This is a genomic window from Aquimarina pacifica, assembly GCF_000520955.1.
Lineage (GTDB): Bacteria > Bacteroidota > Bacteroidia > Flavobacteriales > Flavobacteriaceae > Aquimarina > Aquimarina pacifica.
The window spans coordinates 1-26,661 of the sequence record NZ_JACC01000039.1; the positions used below are offsets into that span (position 1 = coordinate 1).

Annotated in this window: 23 protein-coding genes; 22 read left to right on the forward strand and 1 reads right to left on the reverse strand. The window is 30.0% G+C overall.

Annotated features, from left to right (window positions below; all coding sequences use genetic code 11):
- Positions 1-361 precede the first annotated feature (361 nt).
- The 14 genes from DZ60_RS0117270 to DZ60_RS0117350 all read left to right on the forward strand — a co-directional run bounded on the left by DZ60_RS0117270 (position 362) and on the right by DZ60_RS0117350 (position 14,130).
- Positions 362-1,267, forward strand: coding sequence for a hypothetical protein (locus DZ60_RS0117270; protein WP_025743281.1), 906 nt, complete (start codon positions 362-364; stop codon positions 1,265-1,267).
- 114 nt (positions 1,268-1,381) lie between these two features.
- Entirely contained in the window at positions 1,382-1,906 is a 525-nt protein-coding gene (locus DZ60_RS0117275) for a hypothetical protein (protein ID WP_025743282.1), read from the forward strand.
- Positions 1,907-2,175: 269 nt separating this feature from the next.
- A complete protein-coding gene (locus DZ60_RS0117280) occupies positions 2,176-2,757 on the forward strand; it encodes a UBA domain-containing protein (protein WP_025743283.1) in 582 nt (193 codons plus the stop codon).
- Positions 2,758-2,785: 28 nt separating this feature from the next.
- Entirely contained in the window at positions 2,786-3,814 is a 1,029-nt protein-coding gene (locus tag DZ60_RS0117285; protein WP_025743284.1) for a hypothetical protein, read from the forward strand.
- A 106-nt stretch (positions 3,815-3,920) separates the two neighbouring features.
- Positions 3,921-4,583, forward strand: coding sequence for an SH3 domain-containing protein (locus DZ60_RS24395; RefSeq protein WP_025743285.1), 663 nt, complete (start codon positions 3,921-3,923; stop codon positions 4,581-4,583).
- Between the two features lie 235 nt (positions 4,584-4,818).
- Entirely contained in the window at positions 4,819-5,646 is an 828-nt protein-coding gene (locus DZ60_RS0117295; RefSeq protein WP_025743286.1) for a hypothetical protein, read from the forward strand.
- A 236-nt stretch (positions 5,647-5,882) separates the two neighbouring features.
- Positions 5,883-6,707 carry a helix-turn-helix domain-containing protein gene (locus DZ60_RS0117300; protein WP_025743287.1) on the forward strand — a complete coding sequence of 275 codons (825 nt, stop codon included), beginning with the start codon at positions 5,883-5,885 and terminating at the stop codon, positions 6,705-6,707.
- 62 nt (positions 6,708-6,769) lie between these two features.
- Positions 6,770-8,068, forward strand: coding sequence for a DUF885 domain-containing protein (locus DZ60_RS0117305; protein WP_025743288.1), 1,299 nt, complete (start codon positions 6,770-6,772; stop codon positions 8,066-8,068).
- A 243-nt stretch (positions 8,069-8,311) separates the two neighbouring features.
- Positions 8,312-8,659 carry a VOC family protein gene (locus DZ60_RS0117315; protein WP_025743289.1) on the forward strand — a complete coding sequence of 116 codons (348 nt, stop codon included), beginning with the start codon at positions 8,312-8,314 and terminating at the stop codon, positions 8,657-8,659.
- Between the two features lie 835 nt (positions 8,660-9,494).
- A complete protein-coding gene (locus tag DZ60_RS0117325) occupies positions 9,495-10,220 on the forward strand; it encodes a hypothetical protein (protein WP_025743291.1) in 726 nt (241 codons plus the stop codon).
- A gap of 216 nt (positions 10,221-10,436) precedes the next feature.
- Positions 10,437-11,495 (forward strand): hypothetical protein, encoded by a 1,059-nt coding sequence (locus DZ60_RS0117330; RefSeq protein WP_025743292.1) that lies wholly within the window; start codon positions 10,437-10,439, stop codon positions 11,493-11,495.
- 262 nt (positions 11,496-11,757) lie between these two features.
- On the forward strand, positions 11,758-12,489 hold the full coding sequence (locus DZ60_RS0117340) for a phytanoyl-CoA dioxygenase family protein (protein WP_025743293.1): 732 nt from the start codon (positions 11,758-11,760) through the stop codon (positions 12,487-12,489).
- A gap of 259 nt (positions 12,490-12,748) precedes the next feature.
- Positions 12,749-13,477, forward strand: a complete 729-nt coding sequence (locus DZ60_RS24740; protein WP_025743294.1) for a lysozyme inhibitor LprI family protein — start codon at positions 12,749-12,751, stop codon at positions 13,475-13,477.
- A 110-nt stretch (positions 13,478-13,587) separates the two neighbouring features.
- Entirely contained in the window at positions 13,588-14,130 is a 543-nt protein-coding gene (locus tag DZ60_RS0117350) for a TPM domain-containing protein (protein ID WP_025743295.1), read from the forward strand.
- Positions 14,131-14,368: 238 nt separating this feature from the next.
- On the opposite strand, the gene DZ60_RS0117355 is transcribed toward DZ60_RS0117350, so the two are convergent.
- Entirely contained in the window at positions 14,369-15,760 is a 1,392-nt protein-coding gene (locus tag DZ60_RS0117355; RefSeq protein WP_025743296.1) for a serine hydrolase domain-containing protein, read from the reverse strand.
- A 199-nt stretch (positions 15,761-15,959) separates the two neighbouring features.
- On the opposite strand from DZ60_RS0117355, the gene DZ60_RS0117360 reads away from it, so the two are divergent.
- The 8 genes from DZ60_RS0117360 (at position 15,960) to DZ60_RS24400 (ending at position 26,418) form a co-directional block, all read left to right on the forward strand.
- Positions 15,960-16,988, forward strand: a complete 1,029-nt coding sequence (locus DZ60_RS0117360; RefSeq protein WP_025743297.1) for a sensor histidine kinase — start codon at positions 15,960-15,962, stop codon at positions 16,986-16,988.
- Complete coding sequence (locus DZ60_RS0117365) at positions 16,985-17,671, forward strand: LytR/AlgR family response regulator transcription factor (protein WP_025743298.1); 687 nt, start codon at positions 16,985-16,987, stop codon at positions 17,669-17,671. The genes DZ60_RS0117360 and DZ60_RS0117365 overlap by 4 nt, the downstream gene beginning before the upstream one ends.
- 142 nt (positions 17,672-17,813) lie before the next feature.
- On the forward strand, positions 17,814-18,773 hold the full coding sequence (locus tag DZ60_RS0117370; protein ID WP_025743299.1) for a hypothetical protein: 960 nt from the start codon (positions 17,814-17,816) through the stop codon (positions 18,771-18,773).
- Positions 18,774-18,990: 217 nt separating this feature from the next.
- On the forward strand, positions 18,991-19,764 hold the full coding sequence (locus DZ60_RS0117375; protein WP_025743300.1) for a hypothetical protein: 774 nt from the start codon (positions 18,991-18,993) through the stop codon (positions 19,762-19,764).
- 112 nt (positions 19,765-19,876) lie between these two features.
- Positions 19,877-21,262: a S41 family peptidase gene (locus DZ60_RS23320; RefSeq protein WP_034230028.1), complete on the forward strand. Its 1,386-nt coding sequence runs from the start codon at positions 19,877-19,879 to the stop codon at positions 21,260-21,262.
- A gap of 332 nt (positions 21,263-21,594) precedes the next feature.
- Complete coding sequence (locus tag DZ60_RS0117385) at positions 21,595-23,133, forward strand: amidohydrolase family protein (protein WP_025743301.1); 1,539 nt, start codon at positions 21,595-21,597, stop codon at positions 23,131-23,133.
- Between the two features lie 237 nt (positions 23,134-23,370).
- Positions 23,371-24,420: a carcinine hydrolase/isopenicillin-N N-acyltransferase family protein gene (locus tag DZ60_RS0117390; RefSeq protein WP_025743302.1), complete on the forward strand. Its 1,050-nt coding sequence runs from the start codon at positions 23,371-23,373 to the stop codon at positions 24,418-24,420.
- 270 nt (positions 24,421-24,690) lie between these two features.
- Complete coding sequence (locus DZ60_RS24400) at positions 24,691-26,418, forward strand: hypothetical protein (RefSeq protein ID WP_025743303.1); 1,728 nt, start codon at positions 24,691-24,693, stop codon at positions 26,416-26,418.
- Positions 26,419-26,661: the final 243 nt, after the last annotated feature.

Consider the following 26,661-nt stretch of genomic DNA (forward strand, 5'->3'; position numbering starts at 1 on the left):
GGACTCTCTGCTTTTTCATGGATGCTATAATTAATACGAGTTTTGGTGTTTAATCCGAAAGTTAGTGTATTTTTATAAAGTCCTCCAAATCTTTTGATTTACGACTTCGTTTTTATTTTCTATTTTGGTAGTCGTAGTCCTTCGGTGGGCTTTAAAAATGAAAAAATTAAAACAAAATAAAAAGTTTTGGCTAAGTGCTTAATCCGAAATTAAATACTAGTTTAATCCCGTACTAACCTTAGCTGAACCGTTGTGCGTAATTTTGAGAAACCTCGTTACTCAACGAAAAACATAGTTCACTCAATATGACTTTTCTCTTCAAAAGAATCGAATTATTTTCGAGAAACTAAAAACTAAACTTTTGAAAACTTTAAAATACTTATTACTATTTCTGATTTTAAGTAGCTGTTCTGCAAGTAAAAATAAAGCTTGGAATTGTATACAAATCGATGAAGGAAATTTAGCATTTAACGAAATGCTCGGATTAATTGGAAAAACTAAAATAGACACAAATAAAACTAAAGCTGTTAAAATATATTCCTATGAATTTAAGAAGAATGGAAATATCAAAGACAGCACTTTAATCGAATATCAAAACCTTAATTATTTTACCACATTTAAAGACCATACTAATTACGAAATCAAATACGACAGTTTAGGTAGAGATTTTGAGAGATATGCTACTCGAATTGAAACGGGCGAAACTCATTTGAATTATAGAAAAATTTATGATACAAAATCAAACATAATTGAGTGGATTATTTATAATCGCGAAGGACAAATAAATTCAAAAACATTTTACTATTACGATAATTTGGAGCGTTTAATAAAATCTGAAAAATACTATGGATATTTCTTATACGAAAAGCCAATTCTTCAACGAAAGAAATTATTTGAATATGAATCCGAAAATCGAATTAAGGAAATCGAATACTTCTCAGTAGTTACTTCAGACAAGTTTGATTCTAAAAACATAAAGGAATTTAATAATAAAGGTCAACAGATTAATTATCGTAGCGAAACTTTAGAAAATGATATTACAGTAAGTTTTTGGGGTTTTAGGTCTTTCTATGAAGAGCAAAGGCTAATCAAAAAAGAAAGTTATAGTTCTGACAATCAAGATATTTTAACTGAATTCACATACAATACGTTGAACTTACCAATCGAAAATTATTCAACAGATTTGAATTTAAATAAACCAACACAACTGATAAAATATTATTATCTTGAAAACAAAAAAACTACGCACAACAATGGTTATAAGTAATTGTTTGTTCTCATTTACTTTGGAAATTCCTGAGGAATTTTCAACTTGGTGTGTCCTTGCAAAGTTAAGTGCTAACTCACGCAACTACTCATAGCCGAGACCGTTACAGCACATATGATAAAAAAAGATATAATTCCTATACTGATTTCTTTACTTCTTGTACTCTACTCGATCGGAATCACTCTTCTGACTGATTATTTACTGAATTATAAACATTACGTGGGAATTGCTTTGATTGGAATTAGTACAATACTATATTTCAAGAATAAAAAGCTTTATGTTTATGTGTTTGGATTAACATTGGTCATAGGAATTGTCAACTTGATTGACATTTATTACTCAAACATAGTATTCGGAATCGGACCTATTAAGTTCAATACTATATTTTTGACTTTGCTAGTTATTTTCTTGGCTGTGAACAAAGAACTACTAAACACACTGTTTCCTGAAAAGGAATTGACAGAAAAGGATTTAGTGGATAAAAATGTGGAAACGGAAAATCGGATTAAACGTTACGAACGAAAGTTCCAATCAAAATCTGAATTGCAATTGAAAAATATTGCGGACGAGAATAGCGGATATGTGGACGAAGCAAAAACCGCGGCAGAACGACTTCTGAAAGAAAAACAAGTGCTATAACACCTAGTATAATGTCATAGCAGCTAAGTGACAACCCAAAGGATCTTGTATATTTAACCGATACATTAAAAGGAAAATACGCGGGAATAAAGGAACAAGGTAACGGTATTTGGAAAGTCTATTATAGAAATGTATTTTTAGGTTTCTTTGATCAAAGAAACCTAAGACATAAACAACAATCGACAAGGTTAGAAACTAATTTAGTGTAAACACCTAAGCTTTAACTTGTGTAAACTATATCTTAACGAACATTCCCAAATAAAGAATCAATGAAAGATATCCAACAAGAAATAAAAGAACGAAAGAAAAAAGGCTTTAATCGTTCTGAAATAATTTCTGCTTTACTAAAAATGGGATATAAAAAAGATGACATTAAGGAATCTTTACCCAATAAAACTAGTTTATTTTATTTTTGGATAATCTTTTGTGGAGTAATTTCAATCAGCATATTTTTAATCTTTATATTAGCACGGTTTAATAAAATATTTTCCGTTGTTGGTTTACTGCTTATGTTTGCTACATATTTGTTGGCTAATGGCAAAAAATGGGGTAAATATATTTGGAATGCTTCAATTATTCTACTCGCTATTGGATTTATAGTTGTTTCTTTAAAATCTGGATTTTCACTTTTCAGTTTAATCATTATTTTATTCCCTATTATTTTTATTTACGGATTAGATCGAGCGACCAAAAAAATTGATGATGAATTTATTCTAGAGAATCCTAAAAGTGATTCAGATATCAAAAAAGAAATTTCAAACAATTTAAAGTCGGGTACATGTCCTGCGTGCTTGAATCCTATAATTGAAAATGATATTGAATGTTCTGATTGCGGATTAGCATTAAACTAAACTTCTTTTAATATAAACAAAATGACCTATGAAAAAACAGAGTTTTATCATTTTATATTTGACCCTAATTCTTTTTTGTAGTTCACATATATGTACTTCTCAGGTTATAGAATATAAGCCTATAAATGGCCAATATGTTGGTGATGTCAACCGTGGGAATCTACATAAAATAAAAGGGAATGTAAAAAGCTTTACAACTCGACTATTTGATTATAATTCCAAGACAAAAAAATACATAGAATCTTCTATTAGATTTCCTGAAAGTTATGAACCATCGAAATATATTTTGGATAAAAACGGAAATATAATTGAGTGTGTATTAATAAATAGAATTGTAGATTATTATAAAACATCTAAGCGGCATAATATTAGTGTAAGAAAGACTAATGTTCTTCATGAAAAATGGAAAGAATTAAAAAAAACAAAAGGGGTAAAAGAAGAAGAGATTAGCTATTGGGATTACCTTTCTGACAAAAAAATAACAAAAAGCCTTTTTAATAAAGAGGGTATTATTTACGTAAGGAATAAAAATAATTTAGATGTCTATTTTATAGAATATGAAAATAAGCATTTATTTGATAAAAACGGCAATATAAAAAATCCTGATAACAAAATAAAGTCAAAAAAATTATTATATAAATTCAAATACAACGATTTTAATAAAGTTGAAAAATGTGAAAATTTTAACGGTGATAAACAGATTTGGAATTATTTTTATGATAAAAAAAACAATTTAATTCGCGAAGATATATATTCCTATAGCGAAGGCAAATTTTACGAATTAGAAATGAAAACATATTTGTTAAATGATAAAAATGATGTTATTAAAAAAAAGATCTATCAAGTTTATGTTTATCAAAACCCTTATGACGAAAGTACAATTCTAAATAAGTTATTGGATGTTGCTAATGGCAATAAGGAAACTGAATTAAAATATAACACCCAGACACTTGAATACAGTTATGAATATGATGTTTACGATAATTGGACAACTAAATTTTATCCAAGTTTTGACATAGATATGAAAGTAGTTAGAAAATTTGAATATTATAAATAAAAAGTCAATACCTGTAAAAAACGTATTATAACAATCTGTACGTTGCATATGCCGCCTTTGGCAAGCAAACGCGCCATACAAGAGCCGTTGTATGTAATTAGAAAAAATGAAAAAAGTAATATATTTATTATTAATAATATCAACTAATATTTTTGCTCAAGAACATATTGTAACTGCAAAAAGTGGTTTATCAATTAGAAGTAAAGCTAGTATTGAAAGTGATAAAATTGGTAAATTAAACTATGGGCAGACAGTTGATGTCTTAAAAAAAACTATAGAATCCTTTCAAGTTATAGATAATAACAAAATAATATCTGGCTATTGGGTTAAAATAAAAGTAGATAACTCTAATTACGGATACGTTTTTAATGGATATTTAGAGTTTAAAAAAGATTATACCGATTATACAGTAGCTAAACAGTTTCTTAATGCTCACGTAAGAGGTTGTATTTTAGAGAAAAGATTTCTTACCTCTAAAAATTTCAAAGAAATATGTACTAAAACATCAGAACAAGATTTTTATTACGAGCCTGAAACAGGTTACCATATATCACTTGATAATGCAGACCTTATTCTTGATGCTCAAGATTATCCTGATGATGGATTTAAAATCTCTAGTTTTGATTCAGAATCTGAATATGTTATATTGGAAGGAATTGGATGGGAATCATTTAAAGTTGCAGTAAAAGTTGTGAATGAAAATGGAATATTTTTGGTGGATGGCTCAGGAATAATAAATATACCTCTTGATAAAAGACCTAGGAGATAAAACTACATACAACAAGATATAAAAAAACATTGGGTTTTTACGCTTGATTCAAAAGTCTGTGTTTATTTGCAAAGTCGCCAACTATAACATTTGACTTAGGGCCAATCCGCAACGTATTGCTTATCATTTGCCCTACGTTTCTTAAACGAAACGTTAGCAAATATTACCAAAAAAGAGCATATTTTCATATCTCCATTTGAAAATGAAATATGTAGTTTTTAACATAAAAATATAAATGAAAAAAAAATTTAGTATTGTAATTAAAGGTTGCTTAGGATTCTTTGTTTTAATAATTATCTTTCTTGGCATCGTATTGTACCCAATATTTTTTCCTAGTGAGGTAACTATATCTGATTATACAGATGACTATAAAGTTACTGCAAATACAAAACACCCCAAATTTAAACCTTTAGTCAATAAATTTAATCAACAAAAACATCGTTTTGAGTTTGATATTTGTGAATATAAGTATAATAGTAACAGTTTTTTCTTTGGAGATTCTCCTGAAAAAATTATTTCTATTTTCGGTAAACCTGATGGAAAAGATGAAAGAACAATTTACAATTATGATAAATTCTTAAGAAGAAAAGATAGTGACACAACAAAAAAAGCGCTTCATTATGAATATAAAAATTTAAAATTATCTATTAGTTTTAAAAAATTACATAATAAAGGTTATGAATTAAGTAGCTTAAATATTGCTATGTCTAAGGATGATTACCAATTAGCATACAAGTATGGTAAAACCCAAACTTTATTTGATGTTGTCCTATTTAGAAAAGTCCCTTATCAATTAAATATGACTTTAAACGAGTTTATGGAATTATCAAACTTGTCTCATAAAAAACTTAGAAGAACTGGTGGCTTTCACAGGAGTTTTTTTATGTTTCAAGAAGAATGCCCTCCTACTGAGGAAACACGTATATATACGGGTATAGATTCTTACGCATCCTATGAAACTGAAGGTGGTGGGCATATGACTTGGACTGGTAATTTTGATCCAACTAAATCATCAACTATAGAAAGTCTCTCTTTTTATCTAAAAACATTAGAAGATTATTGAAATTAAATAGCTAATAAAACATTTGCAAACAATTTATAAAAAACATAGAGTTTTTGTGTTAACTCCAAAGGTCTGTGTTTATTTACAAAGTCGCTAAATATAAAACTTGGCATTTTCAACAAAAAAACAAAATAAAATAAAAAAATTTGGCTCTGTGTTCATCCAAAAAGTTAGTATCTTTTTACACGCTACGTTTCATACACAAGTACGTTGAATGCATCCAAAAATTTGAAGACATGTTTTTAAACACCCAAAAATATGGAGGGAAATTAGGAGAAATTAAATTTTCTAAAGCAAAAAGCAAATCTCAATTTCAAGGAAAGACGAAAGGACTTGCCTTAAAATATGTAGTTGAAGGAGTAGAGAATTATTGCTTAGATGGAGTTAATATTCCTTTACGTAAAGGACAATTTTTACTTTTAAAAGAAAATGAAAAATATGAAGTATTTTTTGAAAATAAAAGAAACACAATCCAAGGAATCTGTATTGACTTAAATCTCGATTTGGACAAAAATTTAGTTGATTTATATGAAAATGAAATTTTGTTCAAAACAGTTTTTAATTGTTTTACTTTTTGTCCTTTAGGAAATTCATTTCAAGACTTTTCTAAAAAGGAAAATGATAAAATGAACGGTTTAGCAGTTCTTAATTCAATTTCTTCTCAGCTAATTTCATTTTCTGATGACCTATTTGAAATGCAAATGAGGTTAGATTTTTTTGCTAAAAAAACAGAAACAAAAAGAATACTGGTTTCCAAATTAATGGTTTCTAAAGATTTTATTTATCAAAACTATAACACTAAAATTACGTTAAACCAATTGTCTCTTGAATCTGGAATTTCAAAGTTTCATTTTTCTAAATTATTTAAAAGTTGTTTCCGAAAATCACCTCTTGAATTACAAGAATTTTTAAGAATGGAGAAAGCAAAAAAAATAATTTCAACAAAGAAAATGACATTAACTGACGTTGCTTTCTATTTAGGGTATTCAGATTTAGCTGCCTTTTCCAATCAATTCAAAAAGCATTTTGGAGCATCTCCTTCTTCTTTTTCTAAATATTAAAATTCGCAAGATTTTACAAATGCTTCCTTTTTCGAATTTCTATTTTTACAAAAACAATATTTATGAAAAATGGATTTCTTCTAGTGGGTCTTTTCTTAGTCTTACCTGTAAGTTGTCAAAACAAAAACAACACTTACAATTCTGATTTTAAACTTGTTGCCAAAAATTTTAAAGAAGGATTTAAAAAATTAAACCTTTCGCCCAATCAACTTTCCTATGTAGCCAACCTTCAAGCAATTCAGAGTAAAGATTCCATTTTACAACAGGAGCTTTTTTTTGAAAGAACAACAAAAATCTTACAAAAAATAAACCCTGAAAAACTATCAAAGAAAAATCGACTAGATTTTGAACTAATTGACTACGAGACTAAAATGAATTTGCTTAGAATTGCTCAAGAAAAGAAATGGAGTTCTTTAAAAGTTCAAGACATTTCAGACACCGGTTTGTTCTCGCTACCTAATGGAAAATTTTTATACGGCTATTTCTTGAAGCGATGGATTGGTCTTGAAGTAACTCCTGATGAAATGTACAAATTTGGTCTAAGTGAAATTGAACGAGTAAAGTCTCGTATGAAAACGGTTCAAACTAGAGTAAATATGGATAACTCTACTTTTAAAAAACACATCAATGCCTCTTCTTTCTATTATGATAATATAGCAATTATTCAAGAAGAGTTTGAAAACATTAAAAAAATTGTAGCTCAAAAACTGCCTGAAAATTTTCCATTTTTGGATTCGATTTCTGATGTAAAAATTGCGCGTGGCACTAATAAAGAGTTGGCTAAAGTCCCTGCATTCTATCAAAATGAGACCTTCTATTATAATTTTTTTGATCAGCCTTTTAACAAACGACAGATGAGTTGGATTTACATTCATGAAGCGATGCCTGGACATCATTATCAGATTATGTTGGAAAATAGTTTAAACCGTACTGACATTCAAAAAATGTTTCAATACGCAAGTTACAGAGAAGGCTGGGCCGCTTATATTGAAGAAATCGGTTACGAAATTGGAGCTTATCGAGATATTTATGACGAATTAGGAAAGTGGGAATGGGATATCATTCGCTCTGTTCGTGTATCTATAGATGTTGGGATAAACTATTATGGTTGGAGTGATCAAAAAGCATTAGAATTTTGGCAACAACATATTAAAGAACAAGATAACATTGGATTAAGAGAAATTGCTAGAATGAAGCGATGGCCATGTCAAGTAATTACATATAAATATGGAGCGGATAAAATTTTAAAATGGAAAACGAAATTTCAAAAGAAAGAGGATTTTAATTTAAAACAATTTCATCAAATTATTTTAGAAAATGGGTCCCTCCCATTTTCGGTTTTAGAAAAAATTATAGACTAAGAAGACTATAGATTATAAATATCAGAATAGATAAAAAAGATAGCGAAATAAAAACGTTCCCTAACATGATATATAGCAAATAGGACAATTGGTGTTTAATCAAAAGGTTCTTGTATATTTAACCGCTGCATTAAAAGGAAAATTAAGTAGTGAAAATAAAAGAGAAAAAGCTTTAGTAAAAACTCAAGAACTTAGAGAAAAACTAAATAAAATATTGATTTTGAAGTAGAACCAAAAAAGACAATGAAAATAAACTTATTAGTCATTAGAACTGAAAATATTGAAATATTAAAAACTCAATATGAAAAATTAGGTTTAACATTTGAATATCATAAACACGGAAATGGACCTTTTCATTATGCATCTGAAGAAAACGGGTTTGTTTTTGAAATTTATCCTTTGACCAAATCAATGAAAGAAGCTGATGCATCTTTAAGAGTTGGATTTGAGATTGAAAATCTTGAATCAAAAATTGAAGATTTAAGACAAACTAACTGGAAAATATTATCAGAACCAACTCAAATGGAATGGGGATTAATTTCGATAATCCAAGATTTAGATGGTAGGAAAATAGAATTAAAAAACAAATAAACGCACTACAACAAGAGCTACAATTAATGCGGGTTCTGGTGCTTAATCCAAAGTTTAGCGTATTTTTATAATGTCTGCCAAATTTTAAATTTACGACTTCGTTTTTATTTTCTATTTTGGTAGTCGTAGTCCTTCGGTGGGCTTTTAGAATAGAAAAATGAAAAACAAAACATACAAATTCGGCTCTGTGTTTATTCGAAAAGTTAGCGTCTTTTTAAACGCTACGTTTCATAAACAAGACCGGTGTGAACAATTCCTGAAAATTTAATGACAAAAAAAAGTATAGATAATCTACTCAAAAAAGAATGCGGAATAATTCTCTTGAAAAAGGAGTCCGAAAATACATTTTGGGAAACTATATTGGAGAACATTTTTTCAATAGCAACTATTTTTTATTTTTTGACCAGAAAAAAATTTGATTATCTAATTTTAACTGAACATAGAGTATCCCTAATAATTCGCAACAAACTTTTTTTGGAAAGAGTTTTTATCGGAATTGAATCTCTAAATTATAATGGAATTAAGTCTACCTTGGAAGTGACTGATCAAAATCAACAATTTTCTGTTCCGCTGAATAAACTGAGAGTTAGCTATGAAGAGTCTAAGTTGATTAAACAAAACCTGTCTGAATTTCGGAAAGGAAAGGAATAAAAACTGTTTACAACACGATACATGATGTAATAGCAGCTAAGTGATGAATCGAATGGTTATTGTATTTTTGGTTAAGCGTAATGCTTGCAAAAAGTTAAAGTTAGCAACCAATGCACAAAAAAATCGAAAAGTAGGGTAACAATTTGCTCTGCTTCGACACATATATTAAACGTTGCCTACGATTATGAAAAACGAAATTATAACATTATTGTGTTTTCTTTTTTTAAACTTTTGTTTTGGACAAAAAGAGATATATTATCCTGAATATAAGTACAAAATAAAAGACGGGACTTATAAAATTAATAGTCTTTCCAAAGAATTCTTGAAAGAAAAACTAGCTGTTATCAAACCGAATATTGAAACACTAAATCCTAAAGAATATCCAAATTTCTTAAATCCATACAATAAAGAAATTGTACTTTTTGAAAATCATAATTTGAATGAATTAAAACCGATTGGAAAGCTAACAGAATTGACTCAAATTTGCATTGATTCAATTATTTACAAATACAAATTTAAAGACTTTACCAATTGTGTTTGGAATAGAATATTAATCAACGATAAATATTATTATACAGACGCTGACGTTCATGACTTTTCAATTTCTAAAGATCTAAATAAGCTGAATCAAAAATTGAAAATCATTGGTCAAAAAGACGGTTATGATGGAGCTTATCATTTAGGCTACCCTGAATATTTTTTCATGATTTTTACTGATATTGAAAATAAAGTCATTTATAAAACAAAAGTTCTTGACTTCTATCTTAATAACGAATTTGCGATGGAAGAAGATATCTTAAATTTAAAATGGAATGAGAAAAATAATTCCTATGAAATAACTTTGATTGGAGCAGACGAAAAAATAAATATTTCTTGGAACGGTAAAGAAACTGAAATAAAAAAACTGTAGGCAACAAAACCTATAATTAATGCGGGAGCAGGTGCTAGCGGAAATGTTGGCTGATTTGCATTATCGTAAAAACTTTTTTCTTATTTCTAAACTCAAACTAAAAAACGCCAAAAGCTTTTACTTGTGCTGGCTCGAAATTCGCTGAATTTCTTCGGTACACTAATCATAGCCAGAACGTTGCCAGTAAGTTCAAAAACTTAAAACTAATTTCGATTAATGAAGCATCAAATTTTTAAAAAATTATTCATTTTATCTATATTCATTTTTTCTTCCAATATTTCAAGAGCAGAACTTATCTTTGATTTTTGCCTTCAGAGTTTTGATTCATCTCAATATCCAATTATAAAAATAAAAGGAGGAATTTTACAGTTTGGATGTGAAGACGCATTAGCGGAGAGAATTACTTTTTTTGAAAATGGAAAAAAAGTTAAAATTGACGTGGATTTAAAAAAACTTCAAAAGGTTTTTCAAATCATTACATTAACATATAAAACAACATTACCGAAAGAGGTTTTAAGGAAGTTTTATTTAAATTATAATAGTAATCATAACTTTTTTTTTAAATATGACCCTATTAAATACAAACATATAAAACAAATAGGTGAGTTTGGAGAAGAGAAAGAGGAATATGAAGACTTATTTAATTATACTAAAACTCTCTTATCAAACTATGAAAGTACTAGAATCGAAAAAATGTATGTTCTAGCATTAAATGGGCTGCTTGTTAGAGAACAACCTAATACATTATCAAAAGTTATAGGAAAACTTGATTTTGGTACAATAACTAATGCTAGTATACAGCAATATGGAAAAGAAATTATAGTTCCCGACAATAAAAATTTAAAATTAGAGATAGAAGGAAAATTTAGAAAAATAAATTATAAAGAAAAAGAAGCTTATGTTTTTGATGGGTTTCTAACCACTTTCACTTTCTTTAAATCATTAGAAAATCAAAATTTTTGTTCTATAATCAATAATAGCCAAGTACAAGAAGAAAACAATCAAGATTACAGAAAAGAACTAGGTTCTGATAAATATGGTAATTTTTTATTACTTAAATATACTTCAATTGAAAAGGTATACCTTATAATCCAAGCTCTTTCTGAAGATTTCAAAAATTTAGAAATAAAAGAACAACAAAATTATGGCGAAATTTACGATGGATGGCCATATTATATATTTAACCACGACAATTATATCTTTAAACTTTTAAAATACGATGGATACCCTAACATATATACTAATCACAAAGTCTACTTTGAATGTTATGAATAAAAAACCACAAGTAGTATATTTAAATTAATTTCAGTTGTTTGTTAAAAAACAACTACTAGCAACAATGGCTATGGTTAATAGGGATTTTGGTGCTCAACTCAAAGTTCAAGGTTTTAAACTAAGTCCGCCAAATCCTTTTGATTTGATTTTACGATAAAAAAGATAAAACAAAATAAAAAGTTTTAGCTAAGTACTTAATCGAAAGTTCACTACTTTTAATTCCCGCACTAACCATAGCCGAGCCTTTGTATGTCAACTAAAAATGAACTACGAAAAGAACAAAATAGAACTTGAAGAAAATGGATATTCCGTTTTAGCCGATCTATATTCCGATAACGAAATAAACCAAATTTTAGCTTGTATAGAAAATGCTGAACAAGAGGGGAATTCGTTTATGAAAACAAAGGACTTGTTTGCGATTAGACAATTAATCAAAAATGTACCTGAATTGAGTGATTTGTTATTTAACAAAAAATTGACTGAATTAATTTCTAACCTATCAGAATCAGAATATTTCCTGACCAAAGCAATTTATTTTGACAAACCAAGCGAATCGAATTGGTTTGTGGCTTATCACCAAGATTTGAGCATTTCGGTTGACAAAAAAGCCGATTTGGAAAATTATGTGAATTGGACATTAAAAAAAGGACAATACGGAGTTCAACCACCAATTAAGATTTTGCAAGACACTATAACAATACGAATTCATTTAGACAAAACCAACAAAAATAATGGTGCCTTAAAAGTAATCCCGAAATCACACTCAAAAGGAATAATTCGTACTGAATCAAAAGATTGGAATATTGAAAACGAATTTATCTGTGAAGTAGAAAAAGGTGGAGTAATGTTAATGAAACCTTTGACTTTACACGCTTCAAATAGAACAACTAACAGAAAGAAAAGACGAGTAATACATTTAGAATTTAATAAACATAATCTGACTAAACCACTTACTTGGTTGGAATACTGTGGAATAAAAAAAGCCTGCACATAACAAGAGCTACAATTAATACGGGGTTTGGTGCTTAATCCAAAGTTTAGCGTATTTTTATAATGTCTGCCAAATTTTAAATTTACGACTTCGTTTTTATTTTCTATTTTGGTAGTCGTAGTCCTTCGGTAGGCTTTTAGAATAGAAAAATTAAAAACATACAAATTCGGCTCTGTGTTTATTCGAAAAGTTAGCGTCTTTTTAAACGCTACGTTTCATACACAAGTCCGCTGGAAACATACTAAAAACTGAAGGTAAAAAAATGAATCGAATCCTTTTTATATTATTTCTAACTATTAATTTAACTTGTTTTTCGCAAACTCAAGGGGAAATGAATAAAGAAGCATATTCAGAGTTTCGTGAATCTGACAAACAACTAAATGAAATCTATAAAACTATTTTATCAGAGTATAAAACAGATACAATTTTTGTTGAGAATCTGAAGAAATCTCAACGAATATGGATAAAATTTCGTGATGCCGAAATGGAAATGAAATATCCAAATTACCAAGAAAAAATCTACGGTTCAATGCATCCAACGTGTAGAGCTTTTTATTTAAAAGAATTAACCGACAAACGAATTGAAACTCTTAAAATATGGATTAGCGGAACCGAAGAAGGAGATGCTTGTAACGGTTCTGTGAAAATTATTGAAGAGATAGATTCCGAATATATGGGCAAAGCTTATATTCATAAAGACGGAAGTATTTGGATGACAGTGAATATGAAAAAAGACCATCGTATTTTTGGTTATAAAAACAAAGATATTAATTCAACCAAAATGATACTCTTGTCCATTTTCACGAATGAAGTAAAAAACAATCCGTTTAAATGTAAATATGGAGCATTTTATGACACAAACGGAATGAATGATTTAAAATTGAAATATGTGTCAACCGAAAATGATTTTTTGAAAATTGAAGTAACAAAAAAAGGAAAAACAATTGACAAAGTATTTATGCTCAAAAAATGGTTTGAATTTGAAAAATAGAAAAATAAAAACAAAACAAAAAGTTTTAGCTAAGTGCTTCATCAGAAATTAATCGCTTATTAATTCCTATAATAACCACTTAGTCGAAGCCTTTATACGCAATACCTGAAATGAAAATCGGAACTAAAGTATTAATCCTATTCTTGACTTTGAATTTGTTTTCCTGCAAAGGAACTACTCAAGAAACTGAAATTAAAAAAACTACAACGGAATTTGATTTTTCAACATTCAAAAAATTCCGAGAAACAAAACTTAAAGGTCAGATACTAAACGATTATGATAGTATTTTCAATCCTTCGCAGAGGAAAGAATTATCAGACATTATTTATAACTATAACATCGAAACAACACGACAAATAGTTATTGTAACAATTGATAGCATTTCTCCCTATTCGGATATTCAAAAATATGCTACTGATTTAAGTAATTATTGGGGAGTCGGTGATGCGAAAAAAAATAACGGACTAACAATTGTTATGTGCAATCCCTGCCGGCAAATCGGAATTGCAACAGGAACTAGAACCGAACTAATTTTGACAGATGAAATTTGCAAAAAAGTAATAGATAAAACAATTATACCCGAATTTAAAAATGGAAAATTTTATAGCGGAATTAAAAAAGGTGTAATTGAGTTAATCGCGAAATGGGAATAAAAGTACTATGCACAACACCATATCCTATATAAAGCCTTTTTCCTAAATCCTAGGTCATAGAAATACGATATTTTGTTTTTACTTAGGAAACTCACAGAAAACTAAGCAACGAAATCGGAAGTGGAATTATGTTAACCTTATTTGGTCTGTTTCTATTTTTTTGGGGATAGTATGTTCGAAACAAAAAGAAAAAGTTGACTTTACCCCCGTTGTTTATAATTAATGCTATTGTATTGTTTTAATTAGGATCGATTAAGCGTTCTAGTGCTTGAATAACCTGTCGTAAGTTGATATGATCTGAATTGTTCAAAAACAAATAGATTTCGCTATTTGATGGAAGATACGCACTGAATAACTCAAAACCACGATCCGAACCATCAAGATTAAAGGCTGATTTTGTAAACCATTGATTATGTTTAGCATCTAAAACTTTATTCGAGCGAACTAAATTGTAGAATTTAAGTAAATCATCTAATGTAGAATACATTCCCCCACTACCTTTTACCAGCCATGATGTCGGTCCCCAGTTAGGTGGAATATTAGGTAGTCCAACAAACATAGGCCCACCTCCAACTGCAAAATCACTAATTGTAAGTTCTTTTGTTTTACCGTATTCACCTGTTCTCTTCATTCCAGCTGGTTTAAAAAAGTTGTCATTGAGGAACTCATAGTAGGTTAAACCTGAAACAATTTCAACAATAGCTGCTAGCATTCCAAAGGCACCATGAGAATGCTTACGGTCAGTCCCTGGCTCAAAAAGTAATTCTTGAGATAACATTCGTTTAACTGCAGTTTCGCGATCAACCCATGCTAAATCTGGATCCCAATCAGCATCTGTATCAAAGAAGTCAGGCAGCCCTGATTGCCCCGATAACAAGTGTTGGATAGTTATTTTGGATTTATCTTTTGGAACGTCTTTTAGGTATTTACTGATGATGTTATCCGTGTTTAAAAGCCCTCTTTGATTGAGTAAATAAATAGCGGCAACAGTATAGTCAATGGATCTGGAACCTGTACCGAAAATCGTATTAATATCATTCGGTATTCCTAATTCCTTGTTAGCATAACCAAAGGCACGTCTTAAAATTGTTTCACCATTAATTTTTACATAAATCAAACCAGCGGCACCATCTTTCTCAAGCTGATTGAACGTTTCAGATATGTTTTCCAGCGTAACATTTAAAGGCTCAGGAGGCGCAACAAGATACAGATGGGAAATTGCTTTGGCTTTGTCATTCATTACGATCATCAAATGTTTTTCTTTTTTTCCAGCCGACATCATCAAGCGTAAACCCTCTGGCTCAGTATCAACGGATATATCCTCGCGTAAACCTCTCATTTCCGTACGTATGGCTTTAAGGGAATCAATTAACTTGGTTTTATCACGATTTCCATTTTTAACCATTGATTGCTCAATAAATTTGATTAATGCTTCATTATCTTTTGAGTCTAACATTTTTTCAACGCTTTGAATCGTATTTTTAATATACTTTGGTGACTGTCCATGGACATTTAGAGACATTATACAAGTTGTAAAAACCAGCATGATTAAAAAAAACTGCTTTCTCAATTGAGTGGTAAAGGTTAAGCTATTGCAGGCTTTGATATGATTTGATGTATTTGTTTTCATTTTTCCTGTTTATAATGATCGTCGCAACAAGATTACTAATAGAAAAAATGCCGTTTCTCTGAAAGTTACGAGTAGCCATATTGATGTTACAAAGTATTTGAAAAAAGTGATATTGCATTTTGTAGCTATTTCGTACCACTAAATCAATTGTTTATCACAAATTCATTAACACAAGCCCTTCTATTCGTAACTTTGACTTATGAAAAAGTGGACAGAGATTATTATTCACACACTTTTTTGGTTGTGTACTGCTTGGCTTATAGCTTCCAGCTTTTCTATACAATCGCACGAAATAGAGGTTGTGAATGACATAGAGAAGGTAAAAATTGTTAGAAACAATGGATTGACGTATCAATTGCTAATTTGTATCTTATTTTCATTAATTGCCTTTTACATCAACTCTTGGTTGATAGTTAAGAGTAATCGAACAGGCAACATAAATAACTTAATTTGGTATGCTCTAGTAACGTTTGTAATTCTAATTGCATTGGTATACGCAGTTACGGAGATTCGATTCTTAAGTAACATGCCACCAATTCCAAAACAAATTGCCTTTGGTGTTTCTACTTTTTATTTTTCTTTATCTATAGCTTATGCTTTGATAAAAAACTCGATATACAATAATCAACGTAATCAGCAATTAATAATTGATAAAAAGCATGCTGAACTGAGCTTACTTCGCAACCAACTGCAACCGCACTTTTTATTTAATGCACTCAATAATTTATTGTCGATGGTTAAAACCTCTGAAAATCCCCAACTTATAAATGCTATTGACAAACTTTCCCATCTTTTGCGATTTGTTATTGAAGATAACAGAGCAGAAAAAATTCCAATTTCAAAGGAAATTGAATTCCTTAAAAATTATATAGAATTACAAATGTTGCGGTTTGAAGAAGGCGAAATAAATGTTGAATTTAACGTGAAAGGAGAAAATACCGAGCAGAAAATTGAACCCGGTTTGTTCATTCCGTTTGTTGAAAATGCTTTTAAATATGGTACGGAACCCGAAAAAACCTCAAAAATTGATATCCAATTTAATTTATCTAAAGGTGATGCTATCCAATTTGAAATAAAAAACAAAACGATGATGATGAACAAGAACAGCATTGGGACAGGAATAGAAACAACCCAAAAACGTTTAGATCTCATCTATCATGATAAACATAAACTGAAAATTTCTAATGGGGATGAATTTATTGTCCAATTAATTATATTTATACAGTGAAAGTTATAATTGTAGAAGACGAACCAAAAGCAATAGAACTTCTAAAAAGTTATTTGAACCATTTTGATAGTATTGAATTGGTTGCCACATTTAGAAATGGTTTAAAGGCATTTGAGTTTTTATCGCAAGAGCCTATTGACTTAATTCTTCTCGATATCAATATGCCTCATATTTCGGGTATTTCATTATCCAAAATACTGCCCGATAATGTAAAAGTCATCTTCACGACCGCATATTCAGAATATGCCGTTGAAAGCTATGAAATGCAAGCTGTAGACTATTTAGTTAAACCAATAAGTATTGAGCGGTTCACAAAATCAATAAGCAGGGTTTTATCATCAAAATCGACTGCAATCGACAGGGAAAATCAATTAATACTTGTTAAAAGTGGTTTCGAAACTTTCAGACTTGAAAGTGTATCTATATTGTATTTAGAAAAAGACGGAAACTATATGAATTACCATTGCTTAGATCAAAAGATATTGGCAAGAGAAACTATTCAAGAGTCTTTAGAAAAATTGCCTGACAGTTTTATTCAGACACATAAATCCTACATTGTGAATTTAGCAAATATTACCAGTTTTACAAGTACAGAATTGACGATTGGAAAAGGTAAAATACCCATAAGCGAAACCTATAAAAATGATACTCTAAAAAGATTAGAAAACAATGCCAGCCGTTAACAATGTATAAGCATAATGCGGTTTAAAGCATTTAATTTGAACGAATTGAATAATAATAAATATATTGCTAAAACGAAAGTAAGGTGCTATTAATCTTGCACTATGCGTATACTTGACTGTTGTAACCTATTAAATCTAAATAATGCGTTTTAAAGAAGATAGACCAATAAATCAAATAACATATATCTGTTTAACGGTATTCATTTTTTTATCTTCTTGCAAAACAGAAGAAGATAAATACCCAGAAATGGTTGTTTTTGAACCAAATATGAAAGGAGACTTTAGATTTGAAGAGATTGATCCCATTCCCAAATACTATAGAGACACAGATAAATATGTTTTTTTTCTAACTAACAATTCAATACCTGAAAGTAAGGTTGTAATCTATAATAAAAAATCAAAAACGCTGATAAAAACATTACCGCTAATAGACAATAAAATTAGTATTAATTCTGATGGTATTATTTACGGTTTTGATGAAAAAACAGAAAAGGCTTTTAAATATAGTCCTCCAGAGTATAAAAAAATATTTTTAGAAAAATACGCTTTAGACTATGTCAGTTATGAAAACTTAGAAAATATATATTCTTCTGAAATAAAGGATAAAAAATTACAGGAAAATCAAAGTGAACTTGACTATTTTTTAAAAAAGAAAAGATATAAAGTTCTTAAAGAAAAATTTATAGACACATTATTATGCATAACGAAATTAGATAAAAGTAATACCGCTATTGCTCATTTCAAAAACAAAGAAGTCTATTTAGATAATAGTAGTTATTTATATAAAGGTACTTTTATTAAATCAAAATTAAAAGGCGTTAGTAGCTGTAAACCAAGTAATTACAAATTATATGAAACCACTTATTTCAATAAAAGCCCGCTAAATCAATTTGATTCAGTTACATTAGATTATAATTTTACAGGAAGTAATCATTTTGTAATAGGAATGAGTTCTAACAATTTATTCTATTATGAACTGAAATTAGAAGATAAAAGTGTAAAGTTTAAATTCCCACATCCTATAAGGAACATTGTAAATTTAGATGGACTGATAATTTTAGAAACTACAAATAGATATTTTAAAGTATCGATGAATAAATAAAGTGTATTACAACGATGTATAAGAAACATAGGACGTTTTAGAGCTAATTGAAAGGGCTACATTTATTTGCAAAGTCGTCAAATCTTTTGATTGGGTATTAAAAGAGAAAAAATTAAAACAAAATATAAAAATGCGGCTCTGTGTTAATCCGAAAAGTTAGTGTCTTTTTACACTACGCTCCATACACAAACACGTTATGATTAATCTAAAAAATTGTATGACAAGAAATTTAATAATACTATTATTCTTTTTGGCCCTAGTTAGTAAAAGTCATGCCGAAACTAGAACAATTCATGTTTTTGTAGCATTATGTGACAATGAATTTCAAGGTATCGTACCAGTACCCGAAAAAATTGGGAATGGTAAAGATCCTAAATTAAATTTATATTGGGGAGCCGGATATGGAGTCAAATCTTTCTTTAAATTAAAAACTAAAGATTGGAAATTCGTAAAACAATTGAAATCATCGAATCCCATAATCTTAGATAGATTGCTATTTAAGCATTCAACCAAAGATATTTACTTATTAGCTGATGCATATGATGGAGAGAAGATAAAAACCTGTGTAGAAGATTTTTTAAAAGCTTCAAACTCACAAGATGGATTTATAATAAAAGAAAACACATTAGAACTTAATTTCGGAGGAGATTCTGACTTAATATCCTATGTAGGACATGATGGATTAATGGATTTTAAAGTAAATATTACCTACAAAGAAACTAACAAAAAGAAAAGAGATGTCATAATCTTAGCATGTTATAGCAGACTTTATTTCTCTCCCGAAATAAGAAAAGCAAATGCCAATCCTATTTTGTGGACAACACATTTAATGGCTCCAGAAGCTTATACATTAAAAGCAGCAATTGATGGATGGGTCAACAACGAAAATGGTAGACAAATAGATGAAAGGGCCGCTCAAGCATATAACAAATATCAAAAATGTGGCATAAAAGGCGCAAGGAATCTATTTACGACGGGATATAAAAACTAATTACTGCACTATAAAAATGCGTTTTCAATACATGTTTACATAGTGTGGTGATTAATACATGGTAACATTCTAAGGTTGAATTCGTCTCAAAAGAAAGTAAACGAAATAACTAATGAAAAACCAATTCTTATTAACAATATTTCTAATTGTATTTTTCCTTCAACCATCTCATGCTCAACAATCTGAAAGTAAGTTTGGTCAAGATGAAATTTTAGAAGATTTAGAATATCTCAAAAAATCATTAGAAGATGCTCACTATAATCTTTACTCATATACATCAAAAGAAGCTTTTTTAGAGAATTATAAGAATGTAAAAAAATCTATTATAAAGGATTCTGTTTCTCTATTACAAGCAACTACTATTTTTCAAAAAATAATATCAGCAGCAAATAATGGACATACCGAAATAGACTTTCCAGGAACTTCTTACAGAAATTACGCATACAGTGGCGGGACCCTATTTCCTTTAGAAATTGCTTTTGAAAATAATAAATATTTAATCCGTAAAAACTTTACCGACAATCCTGACATTAAAATTGGTTCAGAAATACTAAGTATTAACGGAGTATTGATGAAAGATATCTTAGCCAAAATTTATCCACAAGTTTCAGCGGAAAGAACATACTTTAAAAACGCAAAAATTGAAATGTATTCGTTCCCCCGATTATATTGGCAAGTATTCGGAAAGCAAGATGACTTTAAAATTGAAATTTTATTCAACGAAACCGTCAAAAAATATTCAATAAAAGCGGTAAACCTAATTGAAGATTATGAAATGAAAAGAACCGAAGTCTTGAATTCTAAAATGGATTTAACGTTTTTTGATGTATCTGCCTATTTAAATCCTGGGAACTTTTCTGGAGATGAACAAAAGTATCAAAAATTCATTGACTCGGCCTTTGTAGAAGTTAAAAAAAATAACAGCAAAAATCTTATAATTGACCTAAGAAATAATGCTGGTGGTAATGACTCTTTTAGTGATTACTTAGTATCCTATTTTGCAGATAAACCCTTTAAATGGCATTCAGAATTCACTCTCAAAACAAGTAAATTTCTCAAAGAGCATACAAGGAAAAACAATGACACTACAGCTCCTTTTTTTCGAAAAATTCTATATCACAAAGATGGCGATATATATCATTATAGGTTTGATCAATATCAGCCACAACCTAAACAAAAGCAATTTGAAGGAGAAGTGTACGTTTTGGTCAATAGACAATCACATTCGCAGTCGGCTGTGACAGCTTCTCAAATTCAAGATTATAAATTTGGGACAATTGTAGGAGAAGAAACAGGCGATTTTCCAACTTTATATGCATCTCAATTTCAATATACTTTACCAAATACAAAAATTGCTGTAAAAGTGTCTAAAGGACAAATTGTTCGCGTAAATGGGAGTAAAAAACAAGAAGGTGTAATACCAGACATAATAATTAAAGACCATTTATTAGATGAAGAAGATGAGATATTAAAAGGACTTTTAGAAAAACTGAATTGAAAATACTACACACAACAATGACGATAAGCCCCTGGGAGGAAGTACTAAACCAAAAGTAAAAACATAAAACAAAGGTCGGTGTTTCACCAAAAAATTTGGGGATTAAAAACCCAACTACTCACAGCCGAGACCATTAGTAACACTACGAAAAAATGAACAAAAATAAATTAAACAAGAAATAAAAATGAGAAAATAGATCAATGGGTTCATGCTTACTAGCCTTGCTCCTATTCCTATATTTGGCATTGACTGCATTAGAAAATTGATGCACCCTATATAATTAAATGTAACAAAGTCGAAATAGATTCGTCTAGATAAAAACACACTTTATAATGACTAAATCATTTAAAAAGCAAGCTACAATTATTACAATAATTTTAATTCTTGCATTAATGTCTAGTTGTTCGGATTTAAGAAAGAATCAAGCGCTTAAAAAAGAACCATTGAATCTTACTCAAGGTCTGTACATATCAAACGCTACAATAATCTCAACAGAGGATGGACATTATAACCCGTATATCGGTCATTTAGTGATCGAAAAAGATAAAATCGTTTATATAGACAAGAATGAACCAAGTATAAGCGGAACATTTGATCAGATTGATGCAACCGGAAAATTTATAATTCCGGGGTTAATTGATAGTCATGTTCATATTGCAGATGTGCAAGGAATGCTTGATCATCATATAAAAAAATACCCTGAACTAGTCAAAGAATTTAATAGCCAAATGCCTAGAAGTTATTTATACTATGGCTTTACCACTATCATTAATCTTGGGGGTATATCAGATGAACGAATCAATTCTTTTAACATACAACCATTAAAACCCGATTTATATCATATTGGATATTCGGGAGCTACAATTGCAAATGGTTACCCAATGATTTATACACCTGAAGAATTTCGATTTGAAATGGAGCCAAATTTCATATACATGGATAGTCAGGCTCAGAATATTCCAGATAAGTATAACCCATCTGACCATACACCCAAAGCAGTTGTTAAGCGTATTAAAAAGTCTGGAGCTATTGCTGTAAAATCTTATTATGAGTCAGGCTTTGGACGCATGTCTAATTTACCTTTACCCACTAAAAATATTATGAATGAATTACTTAACGAGTCACATGCAAATGGGCTTGTTCTAACAGTTCATGCTAATTCACTTGCAGGGCATTCTTTTTTGGCTGACGTAGGGGTAGATATTTTAGCGCACGGACTATGGAACTGGGAAAAGTATAAAGATGTACCAACGGACTCTCTTCCTTTAGAAATAAAAGAAACGTTGGATTTACAAATTCAAAAACAAATAGGATATACTCCCACATTAACAGTCATTGCAGGAGAGGAAGCTTTGGTTGACACTAAATTTATTAATCAGCCTCCATTAAAAAAAGTGGTTCCCAAAAATTTACTTGAATGGTATAAAACAGAAGAAGCACAATGGTTCGCCAAAGACCTTTTTAGTGAATCTAATGCAGAAGAGGTGCATAAAATCTACGGAAACGTACAAGCTCATGCAATGCTAGTGTTAAAATATCTTTCTGACAATAATGGTCGTATTCTTTTTGGCACAGATACGCCATCTGGCCCAATTTATACGAATCAACCTGGTTATAATGGATATTGGGAACTTAAATTAATGAAAAAGGCAGAAGTTCCTTTACATAAAATCCTCGCATCTGCTACGATTAATAATGCCAAAGCTTTTCATTTAGATTCTTCTCTCGGTTCATTGGCCATCGGAAAAAAGGCTAATATACTTATGATGACTAAAAACCCTTTAATAGATATTGAAGCATATGATGCTATAGAAAAAATTATGATTGGAGGCCAAATTATAAAAAGAGAAGATGTAGCGGTCAAAGAATAACGACATCCCATCAATGCTTATAATTAATTCGAGTTTTGAAGCTTACCCCAAAAGTAATTGCTTTTAGACTAAATTCGCCGAATCTTTTTGGTTTAGCTTTAGAAACAAAAAAGATAAACCAAAATAAAAAGTTTTGGCGACGTACTCAACCGAGAGTTTACTACTTTTAATTCTCGTAATAACCATAGTCGAGATGTTACCAACAATATCATCAAATCAAGATCATAATTTTAAAAGATGAAAAACAAACGTTATATATTAATTGGTATGCTAGTTTTCTCGTCTGTTGGGATAGTGATTCAACAAATTATAAATAGAAATAATACGACTGATCCCGTACCAGGTTCTTGTACAATCTTTTCTGCATCGATTGGTGATAAAGTCTTATTTGGCAACAATGAGGATTATTACAAAACCAAAACTTATTTGTGGACTGATCCAGCTACTGACCAAAATTACGGTTGTATATATTTAGGGTTTAAGGACTATTCACATCAAGGAGGAATTAATGAAAAAGGGCTCTGTTTTGATGCTAATGCCCTACCCGAATCTAGGATAAACCTATATGCGGAGCTTATACCAGCACCACATTATAAACCACCTTATGAGAATTATGTGATATGGGCACCTGTGTTAATATTAAGAAAAGCAACTACTGTTGAAGAGGCGATTGAGATTGCAGGTACGTACCAAAGAGAAAATTGGTATCCAGACTCAGGAAGTATAAATTATCAATTGAACTTTGCTGATGCCAATGGGGATGCGGTAGTTATTAGTGTTGATACGAAAGGAGAATTAGCCTTTACGAGAAAGAAAAAAGATGAAAAATATTTAATATCAACAAATTACAATAAAGCAAACCCTAAAAATGCTTTGGAGTATCCATGCGAAAGATACACTAAAACCGAGGAGATGCTGAGAGCAGTAATCAACGAAAATGACCTAACTGTTGACTATTTTAAAACAATTCTGGATTCAGTACATCAAGAGGGTGTATTTAGTAGAACTTTGTATTCAAACATTTTCGACTTGCAAAATGGAATTATTTACCTATATCACCAGTATCAATTTGGTGAAGTTGTTGCTCTAGATGTTGAAGAAGAATTAGCAAAAGGCAAAATCAACATTAGGATAAAAGATTTATTCTCAAAAGAAACTGTTGAGAAAGCCTCGGGTGAGTATGTACTATCTATATTTTTATTATGTCTAAGTATAGTTGCGGGAACTGGAGCTATGATTGCAGCAATACACTACATTAAAAAACGTAAGCTTAAAACTGATAAATAACTACCTTAAAGAAAAATACAACCTTGGTATAATTGACTATTAAAAATAAATACGTCGTAGAACACTATAAAGTATTTCATATTGCCTAAGGGATCAATCGAATGGTTATTGTATTTTTCTAATGGCACAATGTTTGCAAAAGCAAAGGTTAGCAACTAATATGCAGAAAATCTTGATGGCTTGGTGACATTTTGCTTTCTTAAGACACATATATTTAATATTACCAAACATTGCAAATAGTACCCTAAATTACAAACTAAAACGGCCAACATGAATTACTTTAATCTTATTTTTATTTTGACTTCCATTGCTATTATATCATGTAGATCTAAGGAGACAAGTTCAGAATCAACAAAAACTGTTCTTCAACCTAAAGATCAAATAGAATTTATTAGAGAAAATCATGCTTTAATTGAAAGCAAAATAGAATCCGAAACCTATTCGGTTATAGAATCGGTAAATGAAACTGAAATTGGTACCATCACGTATAAACGGGTAGTAAATGGTGATAAGATAATATACGCCTACAGCGCTAACTGCAATGATCATGGATGCAATAAATCTTCCTATTACTTCTGGGACAATAAACTCATATTCAAGTTGGATCAAAACTCTTCTTGGGTTGATAGGTCAGATAAAATTTCAGAAAAACGAACTTATTATCTAGACGAAACAGAGATTTTGTGTCTCCAAAGAACTAAAACCGGATCAGGAGGATATGATGCCGTTAATCAGTTGCTAAACAAAGTTCCACAAGACACGCTACAATGCAATAGCGTTTTTGATCGGTCGACTATTAAAGAAATTTTGGAGTTTATTAAAGATGAGGTTAAAGAGTTAGCAATAGTTCAAAAAGTTGAAGATGGCCCAGATGCAGGAACGTTTGGGATAACATGTCACTTTATCGATCGTGAAACAACAGAGACTATTTATGTTAATTCCGAAAATAATATATTTTATGACCCAACACCATCAGAGCTCGTCGGAAAAACCGTTATGGTAGGTTATTTAAATATGAATGTCACTAAGGTGCATAGGTTCTACGGAGATAAAGATGAAGTTAGAGAGGTAAAGCCAGAATGGAAAATATTAAAAGGTATTCTTAAAGGTGCAGAAAGTGAAACCATAAGCGACCTCCCGAATCAAGTGACCATTGAACTGGAAGATGGTTCGAATATGGTATTTGACTACTACATTGATAGGAATACAATATCCTTAAATAACAAGACCGTAACCGCCTATTATACATCTGAAGAAACAAAAGAAGTCTCCTCGCTAAAACTGATCGAAAAAGAACTTACAGTTGATAATAATTTAATTCATGCCTCAAACGATAAGTATATTGTTAAAGTAGATAGACTATCAGACAACACCATCCGTTATCAATCTTGGGGCAAATCAAAAAAGATAACGGAGGAACCAGATCTCATTCTAACCAATGGAAAGATAGAAAAGCAAGGTTCTGAAGGCTGTTATTTTTATTTCTTTAAAAATAAAGATTGGGAGTATATTCTAGAAGAACGCCCAATTTCGAACGAGACTGATAGTAAAAGTGTTTATCTAAAACTATTAAATAATGGTGAAGAGAAAGTATATTCAAAACTTTCAAATTTAAAAAATATAGCTACACACGACAAGCTACAGACCAAGGAAGTTAAGCACTACATCTGTTATACTAATAATAATGATCCAAGCAATATAATTTGGATAAGTTATGGTACCGATGGGAAAGCAATACAAATAAAGTATAAAGGAATGAAAGCTCCCATAGCTCTTGTATTTGATAAACAATCTGAAAACTTAAACCCAGGTGGACCATATCCAGTGTTTGTTAATTATTATAACGAAATAGTTGATGATAAAGTAAACGGGGTGTACAAATTAACTCATTCAGGTGTTTATGATTATGTTGAATACATAAAAGGCAAGAACTCTAAGATCCTTAATTTCACTATCGATCATTCTGTCAATCAATATGGGGCTACTCCTTGCTTTTAGTTCAGTAAATAAATCTGAATTCTTTTCTATTTGTGCATTACAACTACCTAATACAATAAGAAATAATAGTACTACTGTTTTTACTTTGCGAATCATTTTTTTAAATTTAAGTCTCTATTTACCTATAGGATACAGGAGAGTATGTAAAGGTTACAACATCAAAAAAAAATTAGGACTTGATATTTGAATGCTATCATGAAATTTAAAAAACTACCTAAATAGTAGTACTCGAAAATTAAAAAC